Here is a 14,605-nt window from a genome sequence, read left to right as displayed (position 1 = left end):
TTAAAATCAGGTCCCCAATCAAGACAACGGTATCAATTTTATGCAAATATATAGATAAAATATAATAAATCAGAACCAGTGATCTCTGTCAGCATATTAGAATTAGCTGACATCAGCAAGTATATAGCGCACAAACAAACCTGCTGGAATAAGTCTAAATATATGGTAATCATCTATATAAAGCCTGTATCAGATTTGTATCAGCAGAAGTATCTCTAAAGGAAAATGTACCTAATTGTGCGGCATCAGCCGAATTTCTATTACTTTTGCTGCCGGTATTTTTTCTCAGAAAAGGTATAGACACAGTTAGTACATAGTAAAGCATGCAAATATTACTCAAAAACGTTCAGGTAGTCGCACCATCGTCCCCATTTCACGGACAGCAGCAGGATATTTTAATTGAGAACGGTATCATCCGGCAGATCGGGAAAGGGATTTCCTCTCCGCAGGCACAGGTGGTATCAGGAGATAACCTGCATGTGTCCCTCGGATGGACAGACCTCTTCGCTCATTTCAGCGATCCTGGTCAGGAATATAAGGAAGACCTCCAGAGTGGAGTTAACGCTGCTGCAAAAGGTGGCTATACCACTGTGATGATAGTGCCTAACACCCAACCGGCCCTGCATACCAAAGCACAGATAGAATATGTACTAAGCCGTACCCGTTACGGGGCTGTACAGGTACTGCCTATCGGAGCTGTAACCAAAAACCTGGAAGGCACTTCGCTGGCAGAAATGTATGAAATGAAGCTTGCGGGTGCAGCTGCATTCTCTGATGGCCTCAAGCCTATTCAGTCACCAGGCATTATGCTCAAAGCCCTGCAGTATGTAAAGGCGGTGAACGGTACCATCATCCAGCTGCCAGATGATCATAGCATCTCCGCACATGGTCTGATGCACGAAGGCGTATACAGTACGCAGCTGGGCATGCCGGGAAAACCTGCTATCTCAGAAGAACTGATCATCCAACGTGACATCGAATTGGCTCAATATACCGACTCCCGTATCCACTTCACGGGTATCAGTACACGTAAATCAGCAGAACTCATCGCTCATGCAAAAGGTAAAGGTATCAAGGTTACCTGCTCTGTAACCCCTTACCACATCTCCCTGACCGATGCGCATCTGCTTACTTATGATTCAAACCTGAAACTTAACCCGCCACTGCGTAGCGCAGAAGACGTCCAGGCATTACGGGATGCAGTTAAAACAGGTGTTGTTGATTGCTTTGCTACTCATCACCTTCCGCAGGACTGGGATGCTAAACAAGTTGAGTTTGAATATGCCAAAAATGGAATGATCGGGCTGGAAAGTGCATTCGGCGTACTGCGTAAGCATCTCCCGGATGTATCTGTCGAAAGACTGATCGAAATGCTATCTGCACAACCAAGAAAGATCTTCGGTCTGCCAGAATTAACACTTACAGAAGGCTCAACTGCCAATCTGACTATATTCGATCCTGAGCAGGAATGGATACTCACCACAGCGCATCTGGCCAGCAAGTCTAAAAATTCAGCGTATATTGGCGCAGAATTGAAAGGCAGTGTGAAAGGAATCATCAACGGCCAATATGCCCAACTTTAAATAGTCATTTGTGTATGAGTAATGCAACATATCCTAATCCCGGTCTGAAATGGGGAGTGATCGCTGCTGTAGTAGTTATAGCTACCGGTATTGCCCTCTATTATACGGATCAGCCTACCTTTTTCAGCCTGAAATTCAGCTTTATACAACTTTTTATCTGCGCTATCATCGGTTTGCTTGCCGGTCTCGAAAAACGCAGGCATCTAGGTGGTTTTATTGGTTTTAAAGACGCTATCCAGCCAATCTTTACCACCTTTGTGATCGGCACACTGGCAGGTACCCTGCTTACCTATATCGTTTGTAACTATATAGATCCAGAGCTGCCCGCCCGTATGAAAGCCATGGACCTGAAGATGCTTGAAGAGATGCAGCAGTCCCATAATACCCAGGGAATAACTGATGCAGACCTCAATGATGCACTGACCAAGCTGAAACAACAAGACTATAGCCTGACTTTCGTAGCAAGCATGCTATCCTACTTTACCGGATTATTCCTTGACTTTGTGGTTGCTGCAATACTGGCGGTTATTATCCGTAAAAAGCGTATTGCATAGATTGGCACTTAATTAGATAGACAAGCATCCTAAACACATTGTTATAACACATGGATATTTCCGTAATCGTTCCCTTAAAAAACGAAGAAGAATCACTGCCTGAACTGGCCGCCTGGATTGACCGTGTCATGCAGGAGCATCGATACTCATATGAGGTATGGATGATAGATGATGGCAGCACTGATAATTCCTGGGATATCATCCAGCAAATCGCAGCCGCCAATCCTAACGTAAAAGGGATCAAGTTCCAACGTAACTACGGTAAATCTGCTGCCCTCAATGAAGGTTTCAGAGCCTCTCAGGGCGACGTAATCATTACGATGGATGCAGACCTGCAGGATAGTCCTGACGAAATTCCTGAACTCTACCGCATGATCAAGGAAGATGGCTTTGACCTGGTGAGTGGCTGGAAGAAAAAACGTTATGACAGCAGACTTACAAAAAACCTTCCTTCTAAATTATACAACTACACCACTACCCGGATGAGTGGTGTACACCTGCATGATATGAATTGCGGACTTAAATCTTACCGCCGCAAAGTCATTAAAAGCATAGAAGTATATGGTGAAATGCACCGGTATATTCCTGTTATCGCTAAATGGAATGGATTCAGAAAGATCGGTGAGAAAGTAGTTGAACACCGCGCACGTAAGTACGGCACCTCCAAGTTCGGACTGGAACGCTTCATCAACGGCTTCCTCGATCTGGCGTCCATCATGTTCATCAGTAAATTCGGAAAACGTCCTATGCACCTCTTCGGCGCACTAGGCACCCTTTCCTTCATCGTAGGTTTCGGCATCGCACTGTACCTGGCTATCCAGAAAATTGCCTACGCTCAGTACAAGATGACCGAACGCCCGATATTCTTTCTGGCACTGCTGGCTATGATCATAGGATCTCAGCTTTTCCTGACTGGCTTCATCGGTGAACTGGTTACCAGGAATGCACCTGAAAGGAACGAATACCTGGTAGAAACAATCCTTGATCGTACTAAATAACAGCAGATGGGTAAAAAGAAAATCCTTTTTCTCGGACCTGCCTGGCCTTACAGAGGCGGATTGGCTGCTTACAATGAAAGACTGGCAGAAGAATTACAGAAAGATGCAGAAGTAGAAATCTGGACATTCACGCTGCAATACCCTTCTTTCCTGTTTCCCGGAACCAGCCAGTACTCCGATGCTCCTGCACCAACTCACCTGCGTATCCGCAGACTGATCAACTCAGTGAACCCACTGAACTGGATCAAGGTTGGCCGCATGATCCGGAAATGGCAACCCGATCTCATTGTTACCAAATACTGGCTCCCTTTCATGGGGCCCTGTCTTGGTACTCTGCTGCGCCTGGGCAAAAGCAAAAAGACCAGGGTGGTATCCATCCTCGACAATGTAATACCGCATGAGAAGAGACCCGGTGATGTGCCCTTTACCAGGTACTTCCTCAAACCAGTAGACGCTTTTATCGCTATGAGTCAGTCTGTCCTGGATGATCTGCGCCAATTTGAACCAGGTAAACCCGCTTCTCTGATCCCCCACCCTATCTACGATAACTATGGTCCGGCGATATCAAAAACCGATGCCAGGGAACAACTGAAGCTGGAACAGGATAAAAAGTATATTCTTTTCTTCGGATTTATCCGTAAGTATAAAGGCCTCGACCTCCTGATACAGGCAATGGCCGATGAAAGGATTAAGGCAATGGACATACGGCTGATAGTGGCAGGTGAGTTCTATGGAGATGCTGCCCCTATCATGAAACTGCTGGAAGACCTGCAACTTGGTGATAAAGTGCTTATGCACAATGACTTCATTGCAGATGCAGCTGTGAAAAACTACTTCTGCGCAGCAGACCTGGTCGTACAGCCCTACAAAAGCGCTACACAGAGCGGTATTTCACAGATTGCCTATCACTTTGAAAAGCCAATGGTAGTTACCCGTGTGGGCGGACTGGTTGAAATGGTCCCAGATGATATTGTCGGCTTCCAATGTGAACCAGACCCTACTGATATAGCAACCGCGATCGTCAGATATTATGCTGATAACCGGGAAGCTGACATGTCAGCGGCTGTACGTACTGAAAAGAAACAGTATTCGTGGGAGCGGCTGGCAGGTGAAATTAAACGCCTGATCGCTAATAAGTAAGTTCATTTACACGCTATACTAACCGGAAAGATTTAACCAGATCTTTCCGGTTATTTTTTTGTACAGGCGATATATATAATATTTTAACTTCTTTTAAACAAGATCGCTAAATATGCATGCGCAATTGTTTTATCTTGCAGCACTTATAAAAACGGAATTACTGTGATCTATCGTAGCAAAGCACCATTACGCCTGGGCCTGGCCGGAGGCGGTACAGATGTAAGCCCCTATTCAGATATGTATGGCGGCGCAATACTTAATGCCACTATTTCCCTCTATGCCCGTGCAGCCATCGAACCTATCACTGAAAAGAAAGTGTACTTTGAATGTGCCGACAGGTGTGAAACACTGGTATGCGATGCTACCTTTCCGCTTCCCCTGGATGGTCAGCTGGATATACTGAAAGGCGTAATTAACCGTATCCACCAGGATTACGGTATTCCTTCCGGCTTCAAACTGACGACCTTCGTAGATGCGCCTGCAGGTTCCGGTTTGGGTACTTCTTCTACCCTGGTAGTAGCTGTTCTCGGCGCTTTTGCTGAGTGGCTGAAATTGCCGCTCGGGGAATATGATATGGCTCATCTGGCTTACGTAATTGAGAGAGAAGATCTGAAACAGGCTGGTGGAAAACAGGATCAATATGCAGCTACATTCGGTGGTGTCAACTTTATGGAGTTTTATCATGATGATAAAGTAATCGTAAACCCGTTACGCATCAAAGAGAAATACCTGGATGAACTGGAAAACAACCTGGTTTTGTACTATACCTCTACCAGCCGCTTATCCAGCAGCATTATCTCTGAACAGCAGAAGAACGTGCATGAGAAAAAAGAAGCGTCCATAGAAGCAATGCATCACCTGAAAGAACAGGCTGTTATGATGAAAGAAGCGCTTCTGCGTGGTAGTATTGACAAGATAGGTGATATCCTGGACTTCGGCTTCCAGCATAAAAAGAATATGGCCAAAGGCATCACCAATTCACAACTGGATGATATCTATGAAGCTGCAAAACGCGCAGGCGCTTCCGGTGGTAAGATCTCAGGCGCAGGCGGTGGTGGATTCATGATCTTCTATTGCCCGGGTAATACCCGCTACAGCGTAGTAAATGCATTGAATGGTTTCGGCGGACAGGTTAAACGTTATCACTTCACACATAACGGCATTAACAGCTGGAGCATGTAATTACTCAACTGACAACGACAACATTCTATGAACAATAATATCATTAAAACCATACAGGAAAGCATCGCTGTAAAACAGGCCATCTGTGAAGATGCTAACCTCATTAATACGATACAACAGGTAGCAAATGTTATTACCGGTAGTCTGCAACAAGGACATAAAATCCTTTTCTGCGGAAATGGCGGTAGTGCAGCAGATGCACAGCACCTCGCGGCAGAGTTTTCTGGACGCTTCTACAAAGACAGAACACCGCTCTACGCAGAAGCACTCCATTGCAATACCTCCTATATGACTGCTGTAGGCAATGACTATGGCTATGACCAGGTATACGCCCGTATACTTAGGGGTATCGGTCAGCCAGGTGATGTACTGGTGGGTATATCTACCTCCGGAAACTCTGTGAATATCCTGGAAGCATATAAAGTTGCCAAAAGCAAAGGAATGATCATTGTGAGCATGACTGGTCACTCTGGTGGTAAAATGAAAGACGGCAGCGACTATCTGCTGAATGTGCCCTCCAACGATACTCCGCGTATCCAGGAATCGCACATCACCGTCGGACATATCATCTGCGAAATCGTTGAAAACAACCTCTTCCCATGATTCAGGAATGTATTGTACTTGCCGGCGGCCTTGGTACCCGCCTGCGCAGCGTAGTGGCAGACAAGCCGAAATGTATGGCTCCGGTGAATGACCACCCTTTTCTACATTATCTGCTCCAATATCTGATAAAACAGGGCATTACGCATGTTGTACTGTCCCTCGGATATAAATCTGAACAGGTGATAGAATGGTGTGAACAGGCAAATCTTCCGCTCACACTTACCTATGCAACCGAACCGGAACCATTAGGTACAGGCGGTGCCATACTTAACGCAATTTCCCACATCAAAGGGAACGATTGCATCGTCGTAAACGGAGATACCTTCTTTGACGTTTCCCTAGCGGACTTACATACCTTCCATCAACAGACAGCCAGCAACCTGACACTAGCCCTGAAGCCTATGAGTGAGTTCGAGCGCTATGGCAGTGTACAACTGGATGCTCAGGGACGGGTGACCGCTTTCCTTGAGAAACAGTATTGTAAAGAAGGACTGATCAATGGCGGCGTATATCTGACCTCCAAAGCCTATCTGCAAAGCCTTGGATTGCCACAACAGTTCTCGTTTGAGAAGGAAGTGCTGGAGCCACAGGTGAATAATCAGCAGGTCTTCGGCTTCGTAAGCGACACCTATTTTATTGACATCGGGATACCAGCTGATTATGAGCAGGTACAACTGGATTTCCGCTCATAAGTAATAAGCAATATGCATATTGATGCTTCCTGGACATTGTTCCTCGACAGAGACGGCGTAATCAACAATGAGATCAAAGATGGCTATGTACTAAGCTGGGACATGTTCCAATTTGAAGAAGGTGTATTAGCTGCTTTAAATATCCTGGCGAAAAAGTTCAGCCGTATTGTGCTTGTAACCAACCAGCGTTGTATTGGCAGAGGCCTCCTCACAGACGTAGGGTTGCAGGAAATACATACTAAAATGCTGGAAGCAATTTCGGCGCAGGGTGGCAGGATAGATAGAATTTATTATTGTCCGGACGTTAATAATGACAGCCCATGCCGTAAACCGAATAATGGTATGGCACAACAGGCAAAGGCAGACTTCCCGGAAATAGATTTTACCAAAGCTATTATGGTAGGAAATACGCTGAGTGATATGAAATTCGGAAAAGACCAGGGAATGACGACCGTATTCATCCCTTCTACTAAACCTGAATTGCCATTCCCGCATCCGCAGATGGACTACCGCTGTAGTGGTCTGCTGGAATTTTCCGGGCTCATACAATAAATTTGTATTATATAACGTAATAAGCCTGTAGTTTCAATCTCAACTTAGATTATGATCAGAGTCTGTTTTCTATTGTTATGCTGTACATTTTTTACTACTGCAAGCGTGCGCGCTCAGAAAGTAAGAATCAGTGCTGATAACGAGGCTATTATGCGTGCACAGCAGGATACCCTGCAAATTCTGGCAGAGAAGATTGTCAGAGGACGGGACGAGGCTACCAGGCAGCAGGCCAATGACAGCTTCATTCCCAGGCTGGTACGCGCGCTGAAAACGCCTGCCTCTTTTTACTTCAGGTTTGACTCGCTGAAGACGATCTCTGTTCAATACCCGGCAGATAGCGCATTTCGTATTTTCTCCTGGGGTGTAGAGCAGGAAACTACCTTTTTCAGACACTACGGAGCTATCCAGATGAGGACTGAGGGTGGTGAGCTGAAACTGTTCCCCCTGTTTGATGCGTCGGACTATATCAATAATCCCGACACCATTACCAGCAATAAAAACTGGTATGGCTGCCTGTACTACAAAGTGCTGCACCGCCGCTATTTTAACAAAGACTATTATACCCTTTTCGGATGGGATGCCAACAATATACGCAGCCAGAAGAAAATGATCGATATGCTGACGTTCAAGGAAGGCGAGCCTGTCTTTGGAGGCCCTTTCTTCAGCTTCGCAGAAGATACCATTCCTAAAAAAGCCCGTAACCGCTTCATCCTGGAGTATAAGAAAGAGGCTACTATCAGTCTTAGCTACAATCCGGAAATGGACATGATCGTTTATGACCACCTGATCTCAGAAACCAATCAACCGTCTAAACCATCTACCTTTGTACCAGATCTGGACTACGAAGGATTCAAGTGGAAAGCAGGTAAGTGGGTACATATAGAAAAAGTTTTCCATGACGCGCTCCCCCAAGGTAAGGTTCCGGTAGATCAGCCATTGAATCAGCGGCAAAAAAGGATGACAAATCCACGTACTGCTGAAGAAATAAATGAGAGTATCCAGGATTCCAAAAAGCCGAAAGGCAAAAAGCAGAAATAGACACAATTTCCTGACTTTAATTGTTGCTACTTTTTCAGACATTTTTCCGTCTGATAAGGCTTTATGTTTCATATTATCCGTGCACCAATAGGTCACTAGAAGGGCACTTGGATATCCCGGGGATATTCAGGTGCCCTTCTGGTGACCTATTGGTACCCCGATGGTATAAGACATTAGTAAAGAAATAATCAAAGGAAACAGGTTGGCTCATGAAATCAGGAGAATGGATAGTGCAGGGTTTGATGGATGGTCCAAAAACAAAAAGCCGTTCTGTAAATAACAGAACGGCTTTAAAATCAATATGTTATAACTAGAACAATTGGCCCTGAACACCTTCTTCGTCTGGTTCTTCCTCTTCGGAAGCCAGCTCTGCACTGATCAGTTCTTCTCCGGCGATACGGGTACCGACGGTTCTGTAGTTGGTTATTTCTACAAATTCAGCCAGGTTTACTTCTTCCTCATCTGGATTCCGTTTCTTACCTGTACGCAGTAAAACCACTGGTTCTGAATGCGTTGTGATCATTTCTAGGTAATTGCCGGCACCTTCTTTAATGAACAGGAACTTGTTGTTCATGGTCTGCGTTTCTATCCGGAAACGTTTTGCATTGAACTGTTTCTTGTCGGCATCGAAGTAGATGGCGGATACGACTTTCTCAGGATTGAATTTCTCAATATAGATCAGTTCATTCTGGTCATAGCGGTTAGTGAGTTCAAAACTGGTCAGTTCGTATGATCCGCTTTTGAATGCAACTAATATCTTGTCATCTCCATCAAATGAGCCAATGTAAACGCCTCGTTCTTCTGTATTCAGACGACCGACTTCTGTATCGTACCAGATTTTCTGGCCGGACAGTGTGGAAACACCTTTCTCCTTAAATTTAACGTTACGGATCGGGTATTTGGTAACCTGGTTACCCTGGGAGTTACGTCCCTTGATAGCGATGGTTTCAAAATACAGGTCAAACTCCTTGTTACGTGCGGCACAGTTAGGGCTGAGACGAATGCTCACTACTTCCGCTTCACCGTTAGGGTTGGCTGAGAAGTAATGGACTTTGGAGTTCTTCTCACCTTTCACTGTCAGGTCATATTCTTTATCACGGGTAATACCTGTTACATTAAAGCGTTTGGCGTAACTCATACCAGTCTTGCCATCCACATATATCATGTTATAGGTAGTGCGTTCGTCATTCTTTCTGAATACATCTACATGGATGATATCTTTACCAACGAAGACCTTATCGGCCACTTTGGTGATGATCATTTTACCATCTCTTCTGAATACGATGATGTTGTCGAGGTCAGAACAGTCAGCAATAAACTCGTCTTTCTTCAGAGAGGTACCTATAAAACCGTCTGCTCTGTTAACATAGATCTTGGCATTAGCGATCGCTACCTGTTGTACCTGGATGGTATCGAAGGTTTTGATTTCTGTGATACGTTCACGGCCTTTACCATATTTCTTCAGCAGATTTTCATAGTATGCTACAGTGAAATCAACGATATTGGCGAGATCATGTTTTACGGCTTTGATATCAGCTTCGATAGATTTGATCTGTTCGTTCAGTTCGTTGATGTCTAGTCTGTAGATACGACGTACCGGCTTTTCTGTAAGTTTCAGGATATCCTCGCGGATAATCTCTCTTTTCAGGTTCTTTTTATAAGGGGCAAAGCCTTTATCGATAGCGACAATTACAGCTTCCCAGTCCTTATGTTTCTGCTCGAGTTCTTTATAGATTCCTTTTTCAAAGAAGATTTTTTCAAGAGAGGTATAATGCCATTTGTCCTGCAGTTCATTCAGTCTGATTTCCAGTTCACGTCTGAGGAGTGCCTGGGTAAATTCTGTTGAAGATTTCAGCAGTTCGCTTACTGTGAGGAAGCGCGGCTTATCTTCGATGATCACGCAGGCATTCGGAGAAATGGAGATCTCACAATCTGTGAATGCGTACAGTGCATCGATGGTGATATCCGGGGAGATACCAGGTGCCAGCTGTACTTCAATTTCAACATCTTTTGCGGTGTTATCAACTACCTTCTTGATCTTGATCTTACCATTGTCATTAGCTTTTACGATAGACTCCATCAGGGCGGTAGTCGTAACGCCATAAGGCACGTCTTTGATCAGGAGGGTCTTCTTGTCTTTCTCTTCGATATGTGCCCGTACACGCACTTTACCGCCGCGGCGACCATCGTTATAGTTGGCAACATCGATCATACCACCGGTAGGGAAATCCGGGAATATCTCGAATTTCTTTCCTTTCAGGTGTTTGATGGAAGCTTCCAGCAGTTCTACAAAGTTGTGCGGTAATATCTTGGTGGACAGACCAACGGCGATACCTTCTGCGCCCTGAGCGAGCAACAGCGGGAACTTCATTGGCAGTACCAGCGGTTCATTTTTACGGCCGTCGTAACTGAGCTGCCACTGGGTTGTTTTCGGGTTGAAACCGACTTCCAGAGCAAACTTAGAAAGGCGTGCCTCTATATAACGGGGAGCTGCTGCATCGTCGCCAGTACGTACATCACCCCAGTTACCCTGGGTGTCTATCAGCAGGTCTTTTTGTCCGAGGTTAACGATTGCGTCACCGATTGAAGCGTCACCATGCGGGTGAAACTGCATAGTGGAACCTATCACGTTAGCCACTTTATTAAAACGGCCATCGTCCATCTCCTTCATAGCATGCAGGATACGACGCTGAACAGGTTTCAGACCATCTTCAACGCTGGGTACAGCACGCTCCAGGATCACGTAGGATGCGTAATCAAGGAACCAGTTTTCATACATACCTCCAAGGTGGAGGATGTTATGTAATGATTCGTCTGTCGGTTGTGTATTATCGATGTCGCTCATAATCTTATTTATTGATCATCTTTACAAATTCATCTCTCCAGATACGTACTGAATCTTTGCGTACGTCGGCCAGAGAGTTCAGTTCGATGAAGCAGCAGTCTGTCACTGCTATCAGCTGATGCCAGACGTTTACCTGCACTTCTATTCTTGCGGGTGCTTCAATCTGAGTGGACTCTATTTTATCTCCGTCTAACGGGCACCAGTCTATGGTAGCCTTACCGGTAAGCAGGTAGAGTACCTCTGGATTTTTATAGTCAGCCTTTCCTTCATGGTAATGCTGGCCACTACTGCTACCTGCATTTCTGTAACAGAGAATGAAGTCTCCGCTTCTGTCGGTATTCCATTCATAGTTACTTCCTCTATCATCAGCTCCACTAAGTTGTACATGCGTTACTTTTACCATATCCGGATATTAGGCGTTAGCACCTTCTGAAGGTATTTTTACTTCAAAATCTTTGATTGTCTTCAGTTCACCTTTACTTTCCAGCTTACCCTGTCTGAGTAGCTCTTTAAGTCTCCAGCCCAGGAACTGGTCCATTACAGGATATTTCAGCTTGCCGGTTACGAGACCAACCACTTTAGAGGCTTTCTGAAATTCAGCAGTACTCTGCTGTAACAGGTCTTTATCATAAAAGTTTGCTGGTTCACCTTTGATCTTTTTACCACCTTCCAGCAAGCGAATACCTGCGTTTTCATTCATCATCCTGCTCCATTCATCCCCGTCGATCTCAAATTCAGCCAAAGACACTGGTCTTGCCAGTTTCTTTGCTTTGAGAAATTCCTTTGCCAGTATCTGATGAAGGTGAGTTGGATAGAACACGCTACCTTTTTCATTCAGGAAAGGCAGGTTGTTCAGATAGATGATATGTATGCGACCTGAGAAGTCATACAGCTGACTAATCAACCAGTAGTAACCACAAACATCTCTCGCATTCTGTCCTGCCCAGAGATAAACCTCCTGTTCGGGTGTTGTCTTTAACAAGGCTTTCAGCTGGCGGATTTTCGCCTGATCACCTTTCTCCTCTTCTGGTTCAGGCACAGCATTCTCTTCAGGAATAAGCTCAGGTACCGGTTGGGCAGGTACACCGGATAGCTGCATCCACCATTGCCTGCGGGCAATCTGACCGTCTTTTGTATCCAGGATAAAAAGAGGACCAACAGAAAGGTCATCTTCAAAGTAAAGTATATCTCCCTTCAGTTGCTCATCCAGCTCAAATGCAGCACCCAGTGCTGTAGCGGATGATTCACCGAAAACAATATGTAGCAGTGCCATTGATTGCTGTAATAATACTGATTTTATTTTTCGCTTTCCTCTTCTACCTTATCAATCAGGTCCTTCTCGTAGCGCAGGTTACTGATGATAAATTCCTGTCTGGTCTGCGTATTCTTACCCATGTAGTATTCCAGCAATTTTTGGATATGCGTGTCTTTAGACAGAATTACCGGTTCCACTTTCATATCCTCATTGATGAAATTGGCAAATTCGTCAGGAGAGATTTCACCCAGACCTTTGAATCGGGTGATTTCAGGTTTATTACCCAGCTTCCTTACTGCTTTCTGACGCTCTTCATCACTGTAACAGTAGATAGTCTGTTGTTTATTACGTACGCGGAACAAAGGCGTCTCTAGTATATACAGGTGACCATTTTTTACCAGGTCCGGGAAGAATTGCAGGAAGAAGGTGAGTAACAGTAAACGAATATGCATTCCATCCACGTCGGCATCTGTAGCGACAACGATCCGGTTGTAACGAAGTCCTTCCAGTCCTTCTTCTATATTCAGCGCGTGTTGCAGCAGATTAAACTCTTCGTTTTCGTAAACGATCTTCTTGGTCAGACCAAAGCTATTGAGAGGTTTACCGCGGAGACTGAATACCGCCTGGGTTTCTACGTTACGCGACTTGGTGATAGAACCACTTGCAGAGTCGCCTTCAGTTATGAAGATGGTCGTATTGAGTCGTTTAGTTTCCAGATCGTTTTTATCCTTTCCGGTCACCTCTTCATTCAGGTGGATACGGCAATCGCGCAGTTTACGGTTATGCAGGTTTGCTTTCTTTGCACGTTCATTAGCCAGCTTCTTAATACCGGCCAGTTCCTTACGCTCACGTTCGCTTTGCTCAATACGCTTCTTCAGTGCTTCTGCCGTAGTAGGATTTTTATGCAGGAAATCGTCCAGATGTTTGGACAGGAAGTCCAGCACAAATGCCTTCATAGAAGGACCATTCTCATATACTGTAAGTGATCCCAGCTTGGTTTTAGTCTGTGATTCAAATACCGGTTCCTGTACTCTTACAGAAATTGCTGCACAGATAGAGGCACGGATATCGGTTGCGTCGTAGTCTTTCTTATAGAAGTCACGGATGGTTTTCACGAATGCCTCACGGAAAGCAGCCAGGTGTGTACCACCCTGAGTGGTGTGCTGGCCGTTCACAAACGAATAGTACTCTTCACCGTACTGGTTTTCGTGCGTGATTGCTACCTCAATGTCTTCACCTCTGAGATGAATAATTGGGTAACGCAGCTCATCCTCATTGGTTTTTCGCTGCAAGAGGTCTAAAAGACCATTCTTTGATATGTATTTCTTTCCGTTGAAGTTGATGGTAAGACCAGCATTCAGGAAACAGTAGTTCCAGATCTGATTTTCAAGAAATTCCGGAATAAAACGATAGTTACGGAAGACGGTATCATCGGGTGTAAATGTTACCAGGGTACCATTGGACTCGCTGGTGCTCCCTTCTTTAAACTCTTTCTTGATAACCCCACGTTCAAACTCGGCGGCTTTCACACGACCTTCCCTGTAAGATTCTACCCGGAAATAGCTGGACAAGGCGTTTACTGCCTTGGTACCTACACCGTTCAGACCTACCGACTTCTGAAAAGCTTTACTGTCATACTTGGCACCGGTGTTGATCTTGCTCACCACATCGACCACTTTCCCTAATGGAATACCACGACCAAAGTCGCGGATACTTACACTGTGTTCAGTCACTTTAATGTCTATCTGTTTGCCGAAGCCCATAGTGTGCTCGTCAATACAGTTGTCAGCAACCTCTTTTAACAGTATATAGATACCATCGTCCATACTTGAGCCGTCGCCCAACTTACCAATATACATTCCGGGACGGAGGCGGATGTGCTCACGCCAGTCGAGTGACCGGATCGAATCTTCGGTATAGGCAGCAGAGAGATCTTTCTTATCCGTAGTAGCCATAGTTATATAGAAATTCCAATTTACAGTTGTTATAACAAGCGGACTATCAATACATCATTTATGCCAGTATTCCCCTACACTATAATGATGGGTATTTAGTCCGGGAAGCGAATTTACTAAAACTTTTAGCAAAATCCGGTTGCTGGCAAAAATACAGGTTTCGGCGTATCATCCCAAGTATTAGTTATGCACCATGCTTAAATAAATG

General features: G+C 45.0%; 13 protein-coding genes. 9 read left to right on the top strand and 4 right to left on the bottom strand.

Going from position 1 to position 14,605, the window contains the following annotated elements; translation table 11 throughout:
- Nucleotides 1-323: 323 nt before the first annotated feature.
- The 9 genes from K1Y79_RS25580 to K1Y79_RS25540 all read left to right on the top strand — a co-directional run bounded on the left by K1Y79_RS25580 (nt 324) and on the right by K1Y79_RS25540 (nt 8,342).
- Nucleotides 324-1,583, top strand: coding sequence for a dihydroorotase (locus tag K1Y79_RS25580; RefSeq protein ID WP_220253057.1), 1,260 nt, complete (start codon nt 324-326; stop codon nt 1,581-1,583).
- A 14-nt stretch (nt 1,584-1,597) separates the two neighbouring features.
- On the top strand, nt 1,598-2,137 hold the full coding sequence (locus K1Y79_RS25575) for a DUF4199 domain-containing protein (RefSeq protein WP_220253056.1): 540 nt from the start codon (nt 1,598-1,600) through the stop codon (nt 2,135-2,137).
- Between the two features lie 50 nt (nt 2,138-2,187).
- Nucleotides 2,188-3,135: a glycosyltransferase family 2 protein gene (locus K1Y79_RS25570; protein WP_220253055.1), complete on the top strand. Its 948-nt coding sequence runs from the start codon at nt 2,188-2,190 to the stop codon at nt 3,133-3,135.
- Nucleotides 3,136-3,141: 6 nt separating this feature from the next.
- A complete protein-coding gene (locus K1Y79_RS25565; protein ID WP_220253054.1) occupies nt 3,142-4,275 on the top strand; it encodes a glycosyltransferase in 1,134 nt (377 codons plus the stop codon).
- 162 nt (nt 4,276-4,437) lie between these two features.
- Entirely contained in the window at nt 4,438-5,457 is a 1,020-nt protein-coding gene (locus K1Y79_RS25560) for a GHMP family kinase ATP-binding protein (protein WP_220253053.1), read from the top strand.
- A gap of 27 nt (nt 5,458-5,484) precedes the next feature.
- Nucleotides 5,485-6,060, top strand: coding sequence for a D-sedoheptulose-7-phosphate isomerase (locus K1Y79_RS25555; protein ID WP_220253052.1), 576 nt, complete (start codon nt 5,485-5,487; stop codon nt 6,058-6,060).
- The gene (locus K1Y79_RS25550; RefSeq protein WP_220253051.1) at nt 6,057-6,752 is read left to right on the top strand and encodes a nucleotidyltransferase family protein; all 696 of its coding nucleotides are present in this window, start codon (nt 6,057-6,059) and stop codon (nt 6,750-6,752) included. The genes K1Y79_RS25555 and K1Y79_RS25550 overlap by 4 nt, the downstream gene beginning before the upstream one ends.
- A 12-nt stretch (nt 6,753-6,764) precedes the next feature.
- Entirely contained in the window at nt 6,765-7,304 is a 540-nt protein-coding gene (locus K1Y79_RS25545; protein WP_220253050.1) for a D-glycero-alpha-D-manno-heptose-1,7-bisphosphate 7-phosphatase, read from the top strand.
- A gap of 51 nt (nt 7,305-7,355) precedes the next feature.
- Complete coding sequence (locus K1Y79_RS25540; RefSeq protein WP_220253049.1) at nt 7,356-8,342, top strand: hypothetical protein; 987 nt, start codon at nt 7,356-7,358, stop codon at nt 8,340-8,342.
- A gap of 310 nt (nt 8,343-8,652) precedes the next feature.
- Here the strand turns inward: K1Y79_RS25540 and K1Y79_RS25535 are convergent, their stop codons facing one another.
- Genes K1Y79_RS25535 through K1Y79_RS25520 form a run of 4 tightly spaced genes read right to left on the bottom strand, consistent with a single transcriptional unit; the run spans nt 8,653 to nt 14,397 of the window.
- The gene (locus K1Y79_RS25535; RefSeq protein WP_220253048.1) at nt 8,653-11,187 is read right to left on the bottom strand and encodes a DNA gyrase/topoisomerase IV subunit A; all 2,535 of its coding nucleotides are present in this window, start codon (nt 11,185-11,187) and stop codon (nt 8,653-8,655) included.
- Nucleotides 11,188-11,191: 4 nt separating this feature from the next.
- Nucleotides 11,192-11,590 carry a hypothetical protein gene (locus tag K1Y79_RS25530; RefSeq protein ID WP_220253047.1) on the bottom strand — a complete coding sequence of 133 codons (399 nt, stop codon included), beginning with the start codon at nt 11,588-11,590 and terminating at the stop codon, nt 11,192-11,194.
- A 9-nt stretch (nt 11,591-11,599) separates the two neighbouring features.
- Entirely contained in the window at nt 11,600-12,460 is an 861-nt protein-coding gene (locus tag K1Y79_RS25525; RefSeq protein ID WP_220253046.1) for a DUF1835 domain-containing protein, read from the bottom strand.
- Between the two features lie 23 nt (nt 12,461-12,483).
- Nucleotides 12,484-14,397, bottom strand: coding sequence for a DNA topoisomerase IV subunit B (locus K1Y79_RS25520; protein ID WP_220253045.1), 1,914 nt, complete (start codon nt 14,395-14,397; stop codon nt 12,484-12,486).
- Between the last annotated feature and the right edge of the window lie 208 nt (nt 14,398-14,605).

Origin of the sequence: Chitinophaga rhizophila (genome assembly GCF_019492185.1) — a bacterium.
In the GTDB taxonomy this organism is placed as follows: domain Bacteria; phylum Bacteroidota; class Bacteroidia; order Chitinophagales; family Chitinophagaceae; genus Chitinophaga; species Chitinophaga rhizophila.
Note: the sequence above shows the minus strand (reverse complement) of the source record. Positions and strands in the feature narration are given on the sequence as shown.